This window comes from Cytobacillus sp. FSL R5-0569, from assembly GCF_038007265.1.
Lineage (GTDB): Bacteria > Bacillota > Bacilli > Bacillales > Cytobacillaceae > Cytobacillus > Cytobacillus kochii.
This window is the reverse complement of record NZ_JBBOWW010000001.1, coordinates 1,105,745-1,121,854: the sequence shown is the minus strand read 5'-3', so window position 1 is coordinate 1,121,854 and position 16,110 is coordinate 1,105,745. Positions and strand designations below refer to the sequence as shown.

At 35.8% G+C, this 16,110-nt stretch carries 20 protein-coding genes; 5 read left to right on the top strand and 15 right to left on the bottom strand.

The features are described from left to right. Position 1: 1 nt before the first annotated feature. Positions 2-931 carry an AEC family transporter gene (locus MKX78_RS05905; RefSeq protein WP_191815574.1) on the top strand — a complete coding sequence of 310 codons (930 nt, stop codon included), beginning with the start codon at positions 2-4 and terminating at the stop codon, positions 929-931. A gap of 165 nt (positions 932-1,096) precedes the next feature. On the opposite strand, the gene MKX78_RS05900 is transcribed toward MKX78_RS05905, so the two are convergent. The 7 genes from MKX78_RS05900 to MKX78_RS05870 all read right to left on the bottom strand — a co-directional run bounded on the left by MKX78_RS05900 (position 1,097) and on the right by MKX78_RS05870 (position 7,267). Then, entirely contained in the window at positions 1,097-3,466 is a 2,370-nt protein-coding gene (locus tag MKX78_RS05900) for a penicillin acylase family protein (protein WP_095370210.1), read from the bottom strand. A 127-nt stretch (positions 3,467-3,593) separates the two neighbouring features. After that, positions 3,594-4,133, bottom strand: coding sequence for a GNAT family N-acetyltransferase (locus tag MKX78_RS05895; protein WP_341050212.1), 540 nt, complete (start codon positions 4,131-4,133; stop codon positions 3,594-3,596). A 25-nt stretch (positions 4,134-4,158) separates the two neighbouring features. Next, positions 4,159-5,202 carry an ArsR/SmtB family transcription factor gene (locus tag MKX78_RS05890; RefSeq protein WP_095373511.1) on the bottom strand — a complete coding sequence of 348 codons (1,044 nt, stop codon included), beginning with the start codon at positions 5,200-5,202 and terminating at the stop codon, positions 4,159-4,161. 197 nt (positions 5,203-5,399) lie between these two features. Then, on the bottom strand, positions 5,400-5,852 hold the full coding sequence (locus MKX78_RS05885) for a GNAT family N-acetyltransferase (RefSeq protein ID WP_341050209.1): 453 nt from the start codon (positions 5,850-5,852) through the stop codon (positions 5,400-5,402). Then, the gene (locus tag MKX78_RS05880) at positions 5,853-6,371 is read right to left on the bottom strand and encodes a YfiT family bacillithiol transferase (RefSeq protein ID WP_095370213.1); all 519 of its coding nucleotides are present in this window, start codon (positions 6,369-6,371) and stop codon (positions 5,853-5,855) included. It lies immediately after the preceding gene. A gap of 34 nt (positions 6,372-6,405) precedes the next feature. Then, positions 6,406-7,065: an HAD family hydrolase gene (locus tag MKX78_RS05875; protein WP_095370214.1), complete on the bottom strand. Its 660-nt coding sequence runs from the start codon at positions 7,063-7,065 to the stop codon at positions 6,406-6,408. Between the two features lie 37 nt (positions 7,066-7,102). Further along, the gene (locus MKX78_RS05870; protein ID WP_157733768.1) at positions 7,103-7,267 is read right to left on the bottom strand and encodes a hypothetical protein; all 165 of its coding nucleotides are present in this window, start codon (positions 7,265-7,267) and stop codon (positions 7,103-7,105) included. Positions 7,268-7,564: 297 nt separating this feature from the next. Here MKX78_RS05870 and MKX78_RS05865 point away from each other — a divergent pair, with 297 nt between their 5' ends. Beyond that, on the top strand, positions 7,565-8,191 hold the full coding sequence (locus tag MKX78_RS05865) for a metal-dependent hydrolase (protein ID WP_322910002.1): 627 nt from the start codon (positions 7,565-7,567) through the stop codon (positions 8,189-8,191). A 60-nt stretch (positions 8,192-8,251) separates the two neighbouring features. Then, positions 8,252-8,485, top strand: a complete 234-nt coding sequence (locus tag MKX78_RS05860) for a DUF2651 family protein (protein ID WP_095370216.1) — start codon at positions 8,252-8,254, stop codon at positions 8,483-8,485. A 124-nt stretch (positions 8,486-8,609) separates the two neighbouring features. Here MKX78_RS05860 and MKX78_RS05855 read toward each other — a convergent pair whose 3' ends face one another. The 6 genes from MKX78_RS05855 to MKX78_RS05830 all read right to left on the bottom strand — a co-directional run bounded on the left by MKX78_RS05855 (position 8,610) and on the right by MKX78_RS05830 (position 12,112). Then, positions 8,610-9,002: a thiol-disulfide oxidoreductase DCC family protein gene (locus MKX78_RS05855; RefSeq protein ID WP_328199601.1), complete on the bottom strand. Its 393-nt coding sequence runs from the start codon at positions 9,000-9,002 to the stop codon at positions 8,610-8,612. A gap of 76 nt (positions 9,003-9,078) precedes the next feature. Beyond that, positions 9,079-9,405 carry a DnaJ family domain-containing protein gene (locus MKX78_RS05850; RefSeq protein ID WP_095370218.1) on the bottom strand — a complete coding sequence of 109 codons (327 nt, stop codon included), beginning with the start codon at positions 9,403-9,405 and terminating at the stop codon, positions 9,079-9,081. Positions 9,406-9,493: 88 nt separating this feature from the next. Beyond that, entirely contained in the window at positions 9,494-10,057 is a 564-nt protein-coding gene (locus tag MKX78_RS05845; RefSeq protein ID WP_340978157.1) for a DJ-1/PfpI family protein, read from the bottom strand. A gap of 3 nt (positions 10,058-10,060) precedes the next feature. Then, positions 10,061-10,696 carry an HAD family hydrolase gene (locus tag MKX78_RS05840; RefSeq protein WP_341050208.1) on the bottom strand — a complete coding sequence of 212 codons (636 nt, stop codon included), beginning with the start codon at positions 10,694-10,696 and terminating at the stop codon, positions 10,061-10,063. Between the two features lie 38 nt (positions 10,697-10,734). After that, positions 10,735-11,052 (bottom strand): YunG family protein, encoded by a 318-nt coding sequence (locus tag MKX78_RS05835; protein ID WP_341050207.1) that lies wholly within the window; start codon positions 11,050-11,052, stop codon positions 10,735-10,737. Positions 11,053-11,242: 190 nt separating this feature from the next. Next, the gene (locus MKX78_RS05830) at positions 11,243-12,112 is read right to left on the bottom strand and encodes a R2-like ligand-binding oxidase (RefSeq protein WP_341050205.1); all 870 of its coding nucleotides are present in this window, start codon (positions 12,110-12,112) and stop codon (positions 11,243-11,245) included. A gap of 124 nt (positions 12,113-12,236) precedes the next feature. On the opposite strand from MKX78_RS05830, the gene MKX78_RS05825 reads away from it, so the two are divergent. Continuing rightward, complete coding sequence (locus MKX78_RS05825) at positions 12,237-12,719, top strand: GNAT family N-acetyltransferase (RefSeq protein ID WP_341050203.1); 483 nt, start codon at positions 12,237-12,239, stop codon at positions 12,717-12,719. Positions 12,720-12,811: 92 nt separating this feature from the next. On the opposite strand, the gene MKX78_RS05820 is transcribed toward MKX78_RS05825, so the two are convergent. Further along, positions 12,812-13,021: a hypothetical protein gene (locus MKX78_RS05820; protein WP_341050201.1), complete on the bottom strand. Its 210-nt coding sequence runs from the start codon at positions 13,019-13,021 to the stop codon at positions 12,812-12,814. Between the two features lie 294 nt (positions 13,022-13,315). Further along, positions 13,316-13,939: a DedA family protein gene (locus MKX78_RS05815; RefSeq protein WP_251162903.1), complete on the bottom strand. Its 624-nt coding sequence runs from the start codon at positions 13,937-13,939 to the stop codon at positions 13,316-13,318. 618 nt (positions 13,940-14,557) lie between these two features. Between MKX78_RS05815 and MKX78_RS05810 the strand changes: the two genes are divergently transcribed. Next, entirely contained in the window at positions 14,558-16,096 is a 1,539-nt protein-coding gene (locus MKX78_RS05810; RefSeq protein WP_322909996.1) for an AbgT family transporter, read from the top strand. Positions 16,097-16,110 lie beyond the last annotated feature (14 nt).

Genomic DNA, 16,110 nt, shown 5'->3' with positions numbered 1-16,110 from the left:
TATGGAAGTCACCTCTGTTATTCTTGCGATTTCAACAATGGGTATAATCATTGTTTTCGGAGCACTAATCGCTTTAAAGATATCAATCACAGCAGAAATGAAAAATATATTAATGATGATTATTTTAAATCTAGCTGTTCCCTTTATTATATTGAATGGTGTTTTCAATACTAAAATTACGGACGTCATTTTCCAACAAGTCTTTCTCGTATTCGGGATATCCATTGTATTTAATGCTGGAGGTATTATTCTTACATTAGTTCTAGGCCGTCTTTTACACCTTAATCAGCCTAAACAATTGGCTTTACTCGCCGCCCTAGGTAATACAGGTTTCATCGGCATCCCTCTTAGTGCTACATTATTTGGGCCTCTCGGTGGATTATTAGCCGCTGTATTTGATGCAGGGTTAGATGTCGTTCTTTTTTCATTAGGTATCTATTTATTACAAAGCAATCAAAAATTCCAATTTAAACAATTAAAAGCTTTATTAAACATACCTTTATTAGCCATTAGTTTGGGGTTGTTATATGTAATCAGTGGTTGGGAAGCACCGATCATATTCAAGCAACTGGCTTCAATGCTATCTAACTTAGCTGCGCCATTAGCCATGTTATATATAGGCTTTCTGCTTCCAACTTTCTTTCAAGTTGGACGACGGTTTTACTTTCAAGGTTTATGGTTTCCTTTATTAATGAAATTGTTGATATTACCACTTTTCGCCATCATTTGTTTACGTTTTACGTCAATACAAACAGATTTAACTTTCTTATTAGTTATTTTAACAAGTATGCCTACCTTCATGCTGGCTTCAGTATTATTTTCCCGCTACACACAAGAAGAAAACGAAGCCATTATGGTAACGGTATATAGCACGTTAATTTCTATCTTAACCATTCCTTTGATTTCTTGGATAGCAAGCTTTCTTTTGTAATCATTTAATTACATTTTTTAGCCAGCCAAAAAGTTATTTTAGCTGGCTATTTCTCTTCTCATTCACCTTTCTCTAGTCCGTACATATTAAAAAGGGTAAAATCTTAATCGATTAAAAAATGCGTTGGATTTATCTTCTTCTTATCAACTCAAAAATCCTAGATAATCATTCTTCTGGTGTTAAGAGTAGTCTCTTCCCTTCAGGCTCCCCTAAAGTAGTCTTATGATAATCTCCCTCTACCCAATCCGCCATTTGATTTTGATACCAGTCACTCGATACATGCCCAGATTGACCTGGACCGACGATATGATAAGCCTGCATTGGATTGTTCATATCCATAACAAATCGCCATGATGCTCCGTGATTCACCGTCCCATCATTTTTAAATGCAGCTGCCTTAACAGTGACAGCACTTCCTCCTGTTGCCATACTACCTTGATAATTAAATAAATAATTTAAAGGAGCTACGCTAGATAACGGGTGTGTGAAGGAAACTTGGTGATAATCTCCCCAGTTCCAATTTGCCATATCGCCGCCTTCATCTTCCTGTATTTGTGAAAGTGTTTCCGTTAACGATACAACTAATAATTCATTAATGCCCCCTACATCCTTCACCCATGGCCCCGGGTTACCTGCAAATGCATTACGCAGAAGCTGATCAACAGCCGATCTTTTACCACCAAATAATTCTAACGTTTCTTTTGGAATCTGCTCTTCAAATAATGCTTCTCCTATTTCAACCATCCAGCGATTAAAAATATAAGGAGCAGCAAGATCTTGATGATCTTGATAGTCCCATTTCGATAAGATGTCAAGGGCTGATTGGATGTTCTCACCTTTTTCGTTTGCTAATTGCTTAAGCATCACAGGCACAAATTCTTCTGCCTGAAGGTTCTTTTCATCCATTTGTAGTTCCATCATATTTTCTGCAGTTAATTTATTGCTTCCACTTAATACTTCTTGAATACGCATTTGTCTATATGGTTGCGCCCAATTGTGACTGATATGATAACGGTAATCATCTCCTACCACCTTATTATTGGCTGTAGAAATAAAACCTTCTTCCGGATTGACGATAGTTGGTAATTCGTCATAAGGAATCGCACCTTCCCAAGCATACTCATCTGTCCATCCCGGTACAGGTAATAGGCCATTTCCTTTTTTCCTGATAGGAATTTTTCCATTCGCCTTATAAGCAATATTTCCTTCTCGATCTGTAAAAACAAAATTTTGTGCTGGTGCTTCAAAAGCTGCTAATGCCTCTTCGAATTCTTTCCAATTTTCAGCGTGATTCATATTTAAAATCGCCTCTAGTTCTGTCGTTGCCTCTAATGCTGTCCACTGTAATGAAAGTGCCGTTTCACTAGTAGCAGCATCGGCGGCAAACTCTGAAATAATAGGCCCATGTCTTGTCTCTATGACTTCATAATCAATTGTTTCACTATCCTTTACCTTTATAGGCTCAGCTATCACTTGAGCCTTCTCCCATTTGTCGTTATAAAGAAACAAGTGAGGATCTTCTGGATTTCTTTTTTCAATATAAAGATCTTGCACATCAGGACCAGTATTAGTCACACCCCATGCGATGTTTTCGTTATGTCCTAAAATAATTCCAGGGACTCCGGCAAATATCACTCCACCTACATTCACTTCATCAGACTGTAAGTGCATTTGATACCATACAGAAGGAGTCGCCAACCCTAAATGGGGATCATCTGCTAAAAGACTTTTGCCAGTTGCCGTTTTATCTCCGCTTACCACCCAATTGTTACTCCCATTGAATTCATGTGGGATAACAGCTTGAGCAAAGGCGGTTGAAAAATCTAATTGTTCTTTAGTAATAATAGTTGGTGCCTCTTCTGGATAGGTCGGAAATAAATCATACGCTTTTTCTTCAGGAAATGTTTGCAACAGATACTGTCTAAAAGCTTGATCTTTCCAATGTCCGCCCAAATCAAAGGCCATATACTTACCAATTGTTAATGAGTCAATTGGTTTCCATGCTTCCGGTTTATAGCCAAGTATCGTAAATTCTATTGGCCACTTTCCAGTGGTATGTAATTCCTCTATATAGGCATTTACTCCGTCTGCAAATGCATTTAATACCCGCATCCCCTCATCTGAATATTCAGCTACTGATTCTTCTGCTGCTCTTCTTAAGCCCAAGGTACGGAAATACTTATCTGTATCTACTGTCGATTCACCAATTACTTCACTTAATCTCCCAGATGCCTGCCGCCTACTTAAGTCCATTTGAAATAGACGATCTTGCGCTTGTACATATCCTTGGGAAAAGTAAAGGTCATACTCATTCGTTGCTTCTATATGAGGAACACCCATTTCATCTCGGACCACCTCAACAGCTTGTTGTAACCCTTTCAGTTGAATATCACCATTAACTTGAGGTAACGGGCGATTCAAGAAATAATAAGCGCCAATGATTACAAGTAGAATGAGCCCAAGAAGACTCCCTCCCATCCATAGTAGCAAGCGCTTCCATCTTACATTTTTCTTTGCCTCTGTTTTAATTTCCATCTCTCATCCTCCACCCACTTTCTATCTTTAATAAGATTCTAGAAGTAAATCCTTTTTCCTACTCTATTCATAAAGAAAAGAACAAATTCTTTTAAATAGAATTTGTTCTTGCATCAATGGTAGCTCATCACTTATATTCTCTTTTCAACAAACCATAAATAACTGTGTCAACATAATAATGATAGAGCCATTCGCCATCTCTAATCGTTCCTTCATATACAAAACCAAGCTTTTCAGGTATACGACGACTTTTACTATTTTTAACTGCAGCATGAATTTCTACTTTATTTAAATTAAGCTGAGTAAATCCGTAGGAAATCATCGCTTGCACAGCTTTTGTCATCAAACCTTTACCTTCTGCCTGCTGTGAAAGCCAATACCCGATTGTACCTATCCGATTGGCATGATTCAACTTATTATAGCCAATGATGCCGATTAACTTTCCGTTTTCTCTAATACCAACGGTTAAGCCAGTATTTCGATCCATTTGTTCAACTGTATGGTCAATAAACGCTTTTGAATCTTGAACAGATTTTGTTCCATCTACCCATGGAAGCCATTCGCGTAAGTATGTACGATTCTCATTAATAAGCGCAAATAGTTCATCCGCCTCTTCATACATAAAACCCTTCAATTCTAGCTCGTTGTTAATCTTTATCCTTATCATTATCGTTCCTCACCTGATTTCAACATTATTGTGAAAGATAGATGCCCATTTCCTCATTCATCCAATGGAGTGCTTGTTGTTTTAATTTATATTTAGATGTTTCAGTATCGACTAGTTTTGCTGTTTTTAAAATTTTTAAATGGTGATGAGCTGTTGTTTTCCCAAGTGCTAACCGCTCCGTTATTTCTTGTAAACTACATTCGCCTTCAGAAAGTAATTTCACCATTCTCATTCTTGTTTCATCGCCTAATGCCTTGTATCTAAGAACTAATGATGGATTAACTGCATAGGGCTTCGTATCTCTTATACTCTCATCCGATACTGAGTAATAGAATACTTTTGTTTCTTCTATATCAGCTTCAATATTCCACGGCCTGTATGTATATTGGGGAATGAGCATCACATTCTTTACACTTGGTTCGGGATGATAAATGATGCCTCCTGTCGCCCATTCTACTAATTCCTCAGCTGTCATCTTTTTATACATAGACTCTTTTAGCTTTTTATCTTTTTCGAGAATGTTTCGTAGCTGCTTTTCTTCTGGTTTGATAATTGCTTCATACCAGCCTGTCATTACTGTAACCAAATGCCTTTTCAAAAAATCTGCATCTGAAGAGCTAATATATTCAACATATTTTGGAAAGAAAGAATTATTTTCCGTTACTTCCTGCATATCTTTTATCGCTGTTTCATCTGTTGTTGAAGCATCACACCTTAATTGTTGGAAATCCGATCCGATATAAGGTAAACATATAAAGCGTAACGTTCTATCTGATAAATGATTAATATAATCAACAAACATATGTAAACTATCAAATTCTTTTTGATGTAATAATTGTAGCAATGCCTTCCATGTATTGTGCTTTTGGACGATATCTAGTTCATTTAGGAGCTCGTTTGATAATTTTTTTTTAATATTATCCCATTCCTCCATCGGCTTTTCCATATGTGAAATTAAACGCGTATTTGTCACGGCTGCGATTCCGAGGGCACACTCCCATAATAACGATGACTCTATCTTCACTTCATATGTTTCTCTTGCACGAATGGTATGTCTAATCAGTTCCATTTTCATGTGACACCCCTTTTCTATTTCTATATTTATACATTTTATCGATTCCATCTTTATAATTCAATATTTTTAGAATATTGCTTTAATAATAATGGTAATTTACCATACCAAAAGAACTAGTTAATGTATAAAAAAGCATCTCAACATGTAAATAGTAACCTTTTCACAAACGATTACACCTTTCTAAAGAACGATTAATAAGGTACTTTCCTTACCCTTTGCAATAACAAATCAGGTGATTCAACTGTTTCAAACCCAAATCTTTCGTACAACGAATGGGCATCCTTTGTTGCCAACATAAATTTACGAATATCATGTAAATCTGGATGCCAAATGATTGTTTCGACCAACCATTTCGAAAGGCCTTTTCCTCTGTATTGAGGTAAAATAAAAACATCACATAGATAAGCAAATGTAGATAAATCTGTGACTGCTCTTGCAAACCCTACTTGCTCAAAATCACCATCGAACCTACCTCTATACAGCCCAAAAACTAGCCTACTTTCATCAATCGATTTCATCACGACATCTCTAGGAATATTGATTGACCAATACGCTTCATTATGTAAAAACTGATAAATTAACTCTCTATCTAAATATGATTTATTAAGAGAAATCGTAAATTCTCCCCATTTTTTATCCTTCATTCATTTCTCACCTTTATGCTTAGTCGTAATATGAGCAAGGTGATGGCGCCCATGCCATGCATACATTCCAATTGCTTTCCCAATGGAAATTTGTCCCGATTCAGGATGAACAAACGTGCGCTCCCAATCATGAATAGACAAACTTTTTAGCACAACAGTCCAACGCAAATGAACAGTTTCTATCATACTTAAAGACACTTCAATTGGTAGATGATAGTCTTCTAAACGTGCCCATTGATCTTGTTGATAATCCTTGATCATCGGATTTTCTTCTGTTAACGCTAACTTTACCCTTAAATAAGCATTTAAATGGCTATCTGCTAAATGGTGAATGAGCTGCCGCACTGTCCATCCCCCTGTTCTATAGGGTATATTTAGTTCATCTTCAGTAAGCTCTTCTACAACTTTACGGAGTAGGCGCGGAAATTTCTCTATTTCCATTATCCAAGTATTAATCTTGTTCTCATTAATTTCCTCTTCACATACAGAAAATTCGCCTATTGGATATTGAATACTCATTGCTTCCTTACCTCCTATTCATCTATTTATTTTGTTAACTCTCGTGTAAAGCACCTAATTTTAAAAATTCTAAAAATTCATCCACCGTTAAAAAAGCTGAATCTGGTATCACCTTAAATTCAGTTGTCTTACCATCAGGTAGCCAATGCACACCCGCTGTATAAATATTCGCCTTTAACCCTGCTTCGATATCACAATTGCTATCCCCTAAAAAAATCACCTCGGATGCCGGTACATCTAACATGGATAAGGCTAGAGTGATACCTTCTGGATCAGGTTCTGCTTGCACTACATCATCTCCCGTAACTATACAGTCAAAAATGGTTGTCATATGCAGACATTCTAAAGAAATCTGCAAACTTCTTCTTCCTTTCCCCGTAACGATCGCCAGCTTAATTCCTTCCTCTTTCAAATAAGACAATAAATGGTCAATTTCTCTATTATTATCTACTAGCCTTGAATGGTTGTTCTTATAAACATTATAATAATATTCTATTGCGTCTAATTTCTGATTGCTTATTAAATGCTCTTCTATAATCTTCTTTTCAGAATTTCCTAACCACTCTTTTGCTTCTTTCACAGCTAATTCTCGCTGATCAAATTTAAGAAACACTTCTTGCAATGAATAAATGCACAGTGGCAATGTATTAGCTAATGTCCCGTCAAAATCAAATAAAACCGCTTGTATCGTCATCACCCTCTTCATAGGAATATAAATTCTTAGTTCCTTGTCATATATGTTTTCTTTTTGCCTTCTTAAAGATCAATAATGAGAATATCAAACCGATGATGAATCCACCCAACGCCACTAATAAAGAGATGCTTAATGAATCATTCATAAAATAAGACGCCCAGAAAGCTAATACTGCCAGTGCAAATGGATGTGTCCAGTTCATTGTCCCTCTCCTCTTTTTTGTATCTTAAACATAAAAACGATAGTCATTCGTTTAAACTGTGACCATAACCTTTTATTCCACTTATTTTAATGTATTTACCCATAAAGAGGATCGTACCTAACCTTCCTTATGGCAAAATTGTTTTAAAAGATGAAAAAAAGAGAGGTTGATTCCCATTAATTAAAGTATTTAACATAAATTCTTGTTCATTTGACATTTTTCCTGCAAAAAGCATAAACAGAACAGATGTTTTATTGTAGAATAGAAAAAGACAACTTAGAAAAAGGTGGAATTAAAGTGAATGGTACCGCTCATGCGAGTATTGGTGCTGTTGCAGGTTTTGTGACCGCAAATACACTCCAAGCAACGCCATCGGCCACATTAGCGCTTATTGGTATTGGCACAATATCTGCACTTTTACCAGATCTAGATATCGATGGTAAACTGAGAAATAAAATCACCCTCTCTCACAAATTTATTAAAGCAACTGCGCAAATGATTGGATTGTTAATTATTTTTTATAGTTTTTATGAAGCTACAGCCTTAGATCAATGGGTAAGCATGGGGATTGGACTTGCGATGTTTCTTTTATCTTCCTATATAAAGCAGCGACATATGCTTATCATTACTGGTATAGGAGTCATTGTGTGCGGAATATTATTACAAGAAGTTTGGCTTATGCTCATGGGCTGCTATATTCTTATAGCATCATTTGTCCCACACAGGAGTTACACTCATTCTATTTTAGGTGTAGTATTCTTTCATTTTATTGCTGATTTTTTTCAATTATCGACGGGCATAAATGGAGCTTATATTGCTTGTATGACGGGATATATTAGTCATCTTGCGCTTGACTCCAAACTCCTTCCTTTTAATCGTAGGGGTATTAAATTATTTCTTCCTATCTCCCAAAAAGAATTTTAAAGAACCGAAAATGGTTCTTTTTTTATTTTTCGGGTATAGAGATAATGGAGGCGATTTAAAATGACACTCGTATTAACCATACTTATCTATCCAACTATTGTATTAGCCGCTTCTATTCTTGTGGCTTGGAAAAAACGGAATATGTATCTCGTTCCTTTATTAACAGCAATTATCTTTACTTTACTCTCCTTTACAATCTATAATGGAACCTTTATGATTTGGACAGTATTGTACACAGTTCTTGCAATTTTAACTTCCTTTACAACAAAGTATTTTAATAAACCAACTGCTTAAAAAAAACAGAAGAACACCTTCTGTTTTTTTTTTGTAGATTGACCGTGTCTTTTAACAACTAAACCACAATATATGTTATTAAAATGAAATGTATGCCTATTTTTTTGATTACCAATCAATCAGATTAATCTAGAAATCTTTTTCGAATTTCCGGTGAGGGTAAACGGCAACTTTCCTTTTTACCAAACCACTTATATCTCCGCTTAGCAATAAATTGATACATCTTATCTCTGATCGGTTTTGGAATGATACGGAAGACAGCTATTAGTTTCCACATTCCCCTTAATTGTTGCAATACTTTAATTGCAGCAGTTGATTGATCATAGGCACGATCATCTTCTATATATATAAAACTATCAGTTGCAGGATCTATTTCATGTTTTCTTAATAGAGATTGCCCGTTTTCACCTTGTAAGGAGGCAAAATAAAAATCACCCTGATGGTCCCTCTTCAATATAAACTGCACACTCTGATCACAAAAATTGCATTCCCCATCGAATAATATAATTTTACTCAAAATGATCGCCTCCTTTTCTTGCAAGTATAACAGGCTGACTATCAAACGAATAAGAATCTGTTCGAGTGGACTTTTTTCACCATAGTGTTTTTGCTTTTTCTAGCCCCTCTAGACTAATTGGGTAGCGCTGCATTTGTGGTGGACAAATCGAATTGTATTTTTTAATTTTTTCATTAATGGTGGCAATATCTTGTTTACTTTGTGCTTGATGTACAAGCACTGCGATTTCCTTTTGAAGTGTTAACCATGGAGGTAAGTAACCAGCATCCTTGGCAACTTTTTGGAAGTTTTGAAAAATATCCCTCTGTAGATAGCCTTTAGGAAGTGGTTTACCTTGTCCTGGCAGTGGCGTAGATTTTTTGCTTTTTAACATATCACCAATTAAATCATTACGTTCATCCAAAAATAACACACCCCTTGTGTTTTTTCTTTCAAAACCAATATATAAGTGATTACTAGTTTCTTCTGATTTACTTCATATCAAATAAATACTATGTTATCATGCAAAACTGGCGCCATTTTTCCCACTCTTGGTCAGTGAGTTCCACACCAGTTAGTTTAAGCGCGGCAATTGCAAAAGCAGCAAAGGATGTTCCTTTAGCCGTAATTATGCGATTACTTACTTCAATTGGTTGTCCTGTATAGAAGCTTGGTTCAAAGAGTGATTGATACTTATCATAAGTATGTGCTAAACAAGTGAATTGCTCACCAGACAATATACCTGCTTTTCCGAGAATTAATGCCGATGCACAGATAGATGCAATCGGAATACGTGAATGGAATGCTGATTGAATTTGCTGAATTAACCATTTATTATTCAGTAGCTCGTTATCAATTCCATCACCACCGGGGATTAAAATAAAATGGTAATCATTTATATTCAGATTTTCTAATGAGACATCAATTGCTGTTTTTAAACCACCAATACTTGTGACTGGCGATCCATCAACCGTTGTAGTAACAATTTCCATTTTTGCGACTTTTCGAAGTAAAAATAAACTATGACTAATTTCAAAATCAGCGTATGCCGGGAATAATATGACCAATGCTTTCATAAGCTATCCCCTCTCTAGCCTCATATGTAGTAGGTCTTGAAATTGTTCAATTATATGATTTTTGTCTATCACTTCTCCAAAACCGTAACTCGCATACACAAAAGGTATCCCGGCATATTTTGCAGCTTCTCTATCTCCATCTGTATCGCCAATATAAATGGGAGACTGTAGATTGTTTCTCTTTATAATGAGTTGTATATTTTCCCCTTTAGATAATCCAGTTCTTCCTGGGTTTTCAAAGTCCTGAAAATATTTTTCCAATCCATGTGCCTCGTAGAACGCTTCAATATAACCTTCTTGGCAATTACTTACGATGAACAATTGATAGGTCTTAGCCAACTCTGACAAGGTTTCCTCTACTTTTGGGTATAGTGTCCCTCCATAGTTCCGGATGTGTTCTAGTTCCTCTTTGCTAAGATCTTCTAATAATGATTCTCTTTTCTCCTTACTTAAATAAGGGAACAGTCTTTCCATAATTTCATGCATTCTTAGCCCCATTGTTGCTTTTAAATTTGCTACTGTTAATTCTTTCTTCACTTCTGCATCTTTTCGAATAACGATATTCCATGAATCAGCAACTGTTTTTCTAGAATCCCATAACGTGCCATCTAAATCAAAAATAAGGCTATCTACCATCATTTCTTCCTACCTCTCTAAGTAGTAATAAAGTCGATTGTTCATTCCTTTGTTAAATAACGATACTGATTGATATTGGTATCCTCAAATGCTTCCAGTCTATTAGAAATAACAGGCTTATAATCAATGGCAGGATCGAATTGGCTAACTGTAAAATCTATATAGTTATCTCCTATTTTATTGTAGAAATGCCACATCTCGCCGATCAATGTTTTCACAATTTCTCCACCTAAATATTCTTGAACAACTAAGGCTGTGACACCACATTGTCCTAAAGCAGGATTCTCCATCTTCCATTTTGTGCTCGTTTCAATCCCCCATGACTCTACCAGTGCTAATCCTAAGTAAGATATATCCATAATGACCTCTCTATATTGATTCATTCTTTATTCTAACACTACTCAACAATCCATATCCATTCATATCCAACCTCTATTTATATAAAGCAAGCTTAAGAAAACATGTCACTAAATTCAATATAAAGAAGGAATTTACTCTTTTCAAAATAAAAAGCCATTCTTTATGAACGGCTTAAAAGAACAGCATATCCTACTCTACAACAAGTTCCATTTTATAAATTTCTTCTAAGGTTTTACCTTTCGCTCTACGTAAAACTTCTATTCTTGCATGTAACTGCTTCAGCATAAAAGCTCGGCTATCTGCTAATTTCACCCCAAATGGGTTAACTTCTTCAGGCATTTGATTAATTGCCTCGGCAATTGGCATGAGATGATGAAGTTTATTCATAATATAATCAAACATAGAGTCATCTTCAGTAATAAGACGTTGTAGCAAAAAAGTGCCGAAGCCAATATGTCTCGACTCATCTCTTTTAATATAAGATATCCCTTCAAGTAAGCCTGGTAGTTTTTTTAAGTCTTGTAGGTTTTCATAGAAATTCCAATACCCTGTTTCCGCCAATATACCTTCAACAAACATATTGTATACAACTGCTGCATCAGCTATTGTTTGTGGAGTCTGATCTACCAATAGCTTTTCCATCGTTTGCGGAAGGATTTCATCAAACACATTTAAATATGCTTCTGAATGATAATTATTCAAATCTCTTTCTATACCTACTTCCTTTAAAAACAAATGAAAGAAATCTGTATGTTTTGCTTCCTCAAAAAGAAAGGTCGTTAAATACATTTCTTCTTCAAATTGACCTTGTTTTGATATCGCATAAATCAGTGGCAGAATATCTTTTGTTACAGCCTCTTCAGCGCTATAGAACAAGGCAACTAGTCTGAGTATCGAACCCTGTTGTTCTTTTGATAAAGTGTGCCAATCTTTCTTATCTTGACTAAAGTCAATGTCACGAGGGTCCCACACACCAAATTTCTTTGCCTTCTCGTACAATTTAAACGGGAGAGATTCACGATTAATACCTCGCTTACTTTTCGATACATAACTCCTCATTTATACTCCTCCTTAGAAATGATTGATATCTTTTTCTTATAAGAGATATTACACTATTAACAATTATCTCCTTTTATAAAAAGACTTTTTTTTAAAAATAGGAGATATAGAGGAGGGAATAGCTATGAAAATCGAATCATTAGTAGTTGAAGACTGGGAATCAGTAAAAGAGATCTACCAACAAGGGATAGATAGCGGCTTAGCTACTTTCGAGCAGGAAACACCAAACTGGCATAACTGGCATGAGAAACATTTACCTTATGCTCGTTTAGTTGCTAAAGATGGACAGCAAGTGGTTGGCTGGGCTGCCCTCACTCCTTATTCGAATAGAGAGGTATATAAGGGCGTTGCGGAAATAAGTATTTATATTCTCAATGGATATCAAGGAACAGGGATTGGCTCAATATTATTATCAAATTTAATCATTGAAAGTGAGAAGCATGGAATCTGGACATTGCAAGCCAGTATCTTTCCACAAAACCATGCAAGTCTCTCTTTACATAAAAAACACGGATTTCGCCAAGTAGGAATCCGTGAGAAAATCGCCAAGCATGTAAACGGATGGAGAGATGTGATTCTTTTAGAAAGAAGAAAGAAAGATAAGTGAAGTTCGACTACTTATGGAAAAAAAAATAAATTATACAGAATCCTTCTGTCGATCTAGCTCCTTTTAAAAACCTCAAGCTATCGATATACATTTTATTTATGCCCATAGCATCCTCTACTTTGCTTGTAATCTTGGCATATAAACACGACTTGTGCATGTTCTCTGCCTGTCTTTTGCGCGTTTACATAATTTGCGCACAGTTCTCTGCCTTTTTCTTTTGAATTGTGCGCGTGTACACTACTTGCGCGCAATTCTCTGCCTTTTTCTTTTGTCTTGTGCGCGTATTCACTACTTGCGCGCAATTCCCTTCCCTTCCCTTTCCTTATCATTTGTGCGCGTATACGTTACTTGCGCTCAATTCCCTCCCTTTCCTTATCATTTATGCGCGTATACGTTACTTGCGCGCAATTCTTTTCCTTCTCTTTTTGTTTTCTGCGCGTATTCACTACTTGTATCTGTTTCCTTGTGTGCCTGCTAATCTGATTGGTCACATTCTGCAAATAACTGATCGACTTTTAAATTTTGAGAATTTTTGCTATTAAAATAAAAAAGCCATGACCTCACTAATCTATCAGTGAGGTCACGGCTTTTCATTTTTATTTTTTTCCTAAGAAATCTGAAAGTGATTCTGCTTTTTGATTTTTCCTTCTTTTTATAAGCAAATAGATGACAAACAAAATAACGAGTACTATACCAATTGGAACAAGATATTGGTTTAGTATTGGTTTTACATCTGACCAATTTTCGCCTAATTGTACACCTAAGTAAACATAAAAAAATGTAATCGGGGTCATCGCTAATAATGTATATAGTGAGAAAACCCAAGGATTCATTTTTGCCATCCCACAAGGGACAGAAATCACTGTTCTCACCCCTGGAAGAAAACGAGCAGAAAAAGCAACAAATGCCCCGTGTTTAGCAAAAAACGCATCCGCTTTCTCTAAATTCTCTGGGGACATAAAAAAATACTTGCCGTACTTCTCTAATATAGGTCTACCACCGTAACGACCCACTGCATATAATGTAAGCGGGCCGACAACACCACCTAAAGAGCCGGCAATGACTACACCCCAGAATAACATGTCTCCTTCAGACACCCAAAAACCAGCCAATGGTAAAACAACTTCAGCCGGAATAAATTCGATACAAAGAGCAAGAAAAATACCTATATATGATAAATCTTTAAACCAATTTACAAGATCTAATATCAATTGTTCCATCCTATACCTACCTTTTATTTATAAACTGTTTATCATGCTGTAAACAATGTCCTATTCTTTTCACCAATACCATATTATAAGAAAAAAGAAAGAAAGGGAAGTAAGAACCTTATTCCTTAATTAGAAATAAAGAAATGGTAGGTTTTCCTTCCAAGAAAAAATAAAGCTCTTAATGGCCATAATAGAATCTCAGGGATCCACAAGACGATTTCAAATAAAACATCCCAAATGGATTCTTTCTTCTTTTTGCTCTTTTTTCTTTTGATCAACCTCATTAATCAAACACCCTCCCATCATAATGATGTACGAATCCCACAAGTGAAAGTTTCAACTTCTAACCATTTATTACAATTTTCACAAGAAAACCCTTATTACTTACTATTTAATTTCCATAGTCTTATATTTTTCACCACTTAAATTCATTAGTGAGATAAAGTGTTAGAAATTACATACTTCCTATGATATATGTAGGTTTGTCTACTTCTTTTAATCATCAGAAAGTGTATAATTTTGTAGTATAATCTAAATAAATATATTTTTTTTAGAGTTCATCACATAGTTTTTTCCTCGTAATACCCTTATAATTTTCAAAAAAGTTAATCAACAAGGAGGGTATATATGAGCGCAATTCCAAAACAACAAGCACCTTTACCTGCTAAAAAGAAATTAACTGATCGATTCCTCGATAGCATTGAAAGAGCAGGAAATAAATTACCAGATCCTATCACACTATTTGTAATCATGTCAGGTATGATACTTATTTTATCTTTTTTACTTGCTAAGATTGGTGTTTCTGCTACTGACCCTAGTTCTGGAGAACCGATAGAAGTAATTAATCTTCTCAACCGAGCAGGGATAGAACAGATTCTCACCAATATGGTTAGCAATTTCACCACCTTCGCTCCACTAGGACTAGTACTTGTCACTATGCTTGGCGTAGGCGTTGCAGAAGCCACTGGTCTTATACAACTTGTTATGAAAAAATCAGTTTTAAGTGCACCTAAGAAGCTCATCCTTCCAGTCGTTCTTTTTACAGCAATTGTGGGTGGAGTAGCCGCTGATGCAGCATTTATTGTATTCCCACCTATTGCTGCACTTATCTTTATGAGTGTCGGCAGAAGCCCGCTAGTAGGTTTAATTGCTACGTATGCTGCAGTTGGTGGTGGTTTTTCAGCTAATATTCTACTAAATTCACTTGATGTATTGTTAGCTGGTATTACCGAACAAGCTGCAAAAATGGTCGATCCTAATTATATCGGTAATCCGACAATGAACTATTATTTCTTGATTGCCTCAACCTTTCTACTCGTTGGACTAGCTACGTGGGTAACCGTTAAGTTTGTCGAACCACGATTTAGTAAATACGATGGTAAAGTAGAAGCGATTGCAGAAATTACAAGCGCTGAAAAACGGGGATTAAAATGGGCTGGTATCACAGTTTTTGCTTATATCGCCATTTTACTTATCGCTGTTATTCCTGAAAATGGATGGTTAAGAGATGCTGAAACAGGTTCTTTTATCAATAGTCCATTTATGTCAGGTATTGTACCGATTATGCTATTCTTATTCTTACTACCAGCTATTGCTTTCGGCATCGGAGCAAAGACGATCAAATCTGATAAAGATGTCGCAGATAAAATGTTCAAATCCATTGCTGATTTAGCTCCATTTATTGTATTGGCATTTGTCGCAGCGCAAATGATTGCTTTCTTTAATTGGAGTAATATTGGTCCTATTCTTGCTATTAAAGGCGCTGAGCTCTTACAAGCAATGAATTTCACAGGATTACCAATGTTAATTGGTTTTATTATTATTTGTGCATTTATTAATCTTTTAATTGCCAGTGCATCAGCCAAATGGGCACTTTTAGCCACTATTTTTGTACCAATGTTTATGTATTTAGGTTATAGTCCAGCATTTACACAAATGGCTTACCGTATTGGTGATTCCATAACGAACCCGATTACGCCAATGCTCGCCTACTTTGCTATTTTATTATCTTTCGCTAGAAAGCATGATAAATCAATTGGGATTGGAACATTAATCTCTGCCCTATTACCTTACTCAATTTGTTTTGCCATCGGATGGATTATTCTGTTCTCCATTTGGTACCTTCTTGGATTACCAGTTGGACCTGGTGACTCAATTTTCCTATAATTATACTATTCAAT

What these genes read in the sequence shown, in the direction of transcription:
- MKX78_RS05905 (WP_191815574.1), top strand. Translation starts at nt 2, where the DNA reads ATGGAAGTCACCTCTGTTATTCTTGCGATTTCAACAATGGGTATAATC.
- MKX78_RS05900 (WP_095370210.1), bottom strand. Translation starts at nt 3,466, where the DNA reads ATGGAAATTAAAACAGAGGCAAAGAAAAATGTAAGATGGAAGCGCTTG.
- MKX78_RS05895 (WP_341050212.1), bottom strand. Translation starts at nt 4,133, where the DNA reads ATGATAAGGATAAAGATTAACAACGAGCTAGAATTGAAGGGTTTTATG.
- MKX78_RS05890 (WP_095373511.1), bottom strand. Translation starts at nt 5,202, where the DNA reads ATGGAACTGATTAGACATACCATTCGTGCAAGAGAAACATATGAAGTG.
- MKX78_RS05885 (WP_341050209.1), bottom strand. Translation starts at nt 5,852, where the DNA reads ATGAAGGATAAAAAATGGGGAGAATTTACGATTTCTCTTAATAAATCA.
- MKX78_RS05880 (WP_095370213.1), bottom strand. Translation starts at nt 6,371, where the DNA reads ATGAGTATTCAATATCCAATAGGCGAATTTTCTGTATGTGAAGAGGAA.
- MKX78_RS05875 (WP_095370214.1), bottom strand. Translation starts at nt 7,065, where the DNA reads ATGACGATACAAGCGGTTTTATTTGATTTTGACGGGACATTAGCTAAT.
- MKX78_RS05870 (WP_157733768.1), bottom strand. Translation starts at nt 7,267, where the DNA reads ATGAACTGGACACATCCATTTGCACTGGCAGTATTAGCTTTCTGGGCG.
- MKX78_RS05860 (WP_095370216.1), top strand. Translation starts at nt 8,252, where the DNA reads ATGACACTCGTATTAACCATACTTATCTATCCAACTATTGTATTAGCC.
- MKX78_RS05845 (WP_340978157.1), bottom strand. Translation starts at nt 10,057, where the DNA reads ATGAAAGCATTGGTCATATTATTCCCGGCATACGCTGATTTTGAAATT.
- MKX78_RS05840 (WP_341050208.1), bottom strand. Translation starts at nt 10,696, where the DNA reads ATGATGGTAGATAGCCTTATTTTTGATTTAGATGGCACGTTATGGGAT.
- MKX78_RS05835 (WP_341050207.1), bottom strand. Translation starts at nt 11,052, where the DNA reads ATGGATATATCTTACTTAGGATTAGCACTGGTAGAGTCATGGGGGATT.
- MKX78_RS05830 (WP_341050205.1), bottom strand. Translation starts at nt 12,112, where the DNA reads ATGAGGAGTTATGTATCGAAAAGTAAGCGAGGTATTAATCGTGAATCT.
- MKX78_RS05825 (WP_341050203.1), top strand. Translation starts at nt 12,237, where the DNA reads ATGAAAATCGAATCATTAGTAGTTGAAGACTGGGAATCAGTAAAAGAG.
- MKX78_RS05815 (WP_251162903.1), bottom strand. Translation starts at nt 13,939, where the DNA reads ATGGAACAATTGATATTAGATCTTGTAAATTGGTTTAAAGATTTATCA.
- MKX78_RS05810 (WP_322909996.1), top strand. Translation starts at nt 14,558, where the DNA reads ATGAGCGCAATTCCAAAACAACAAGCACCTTTACCTGCTAAAAAGAAA.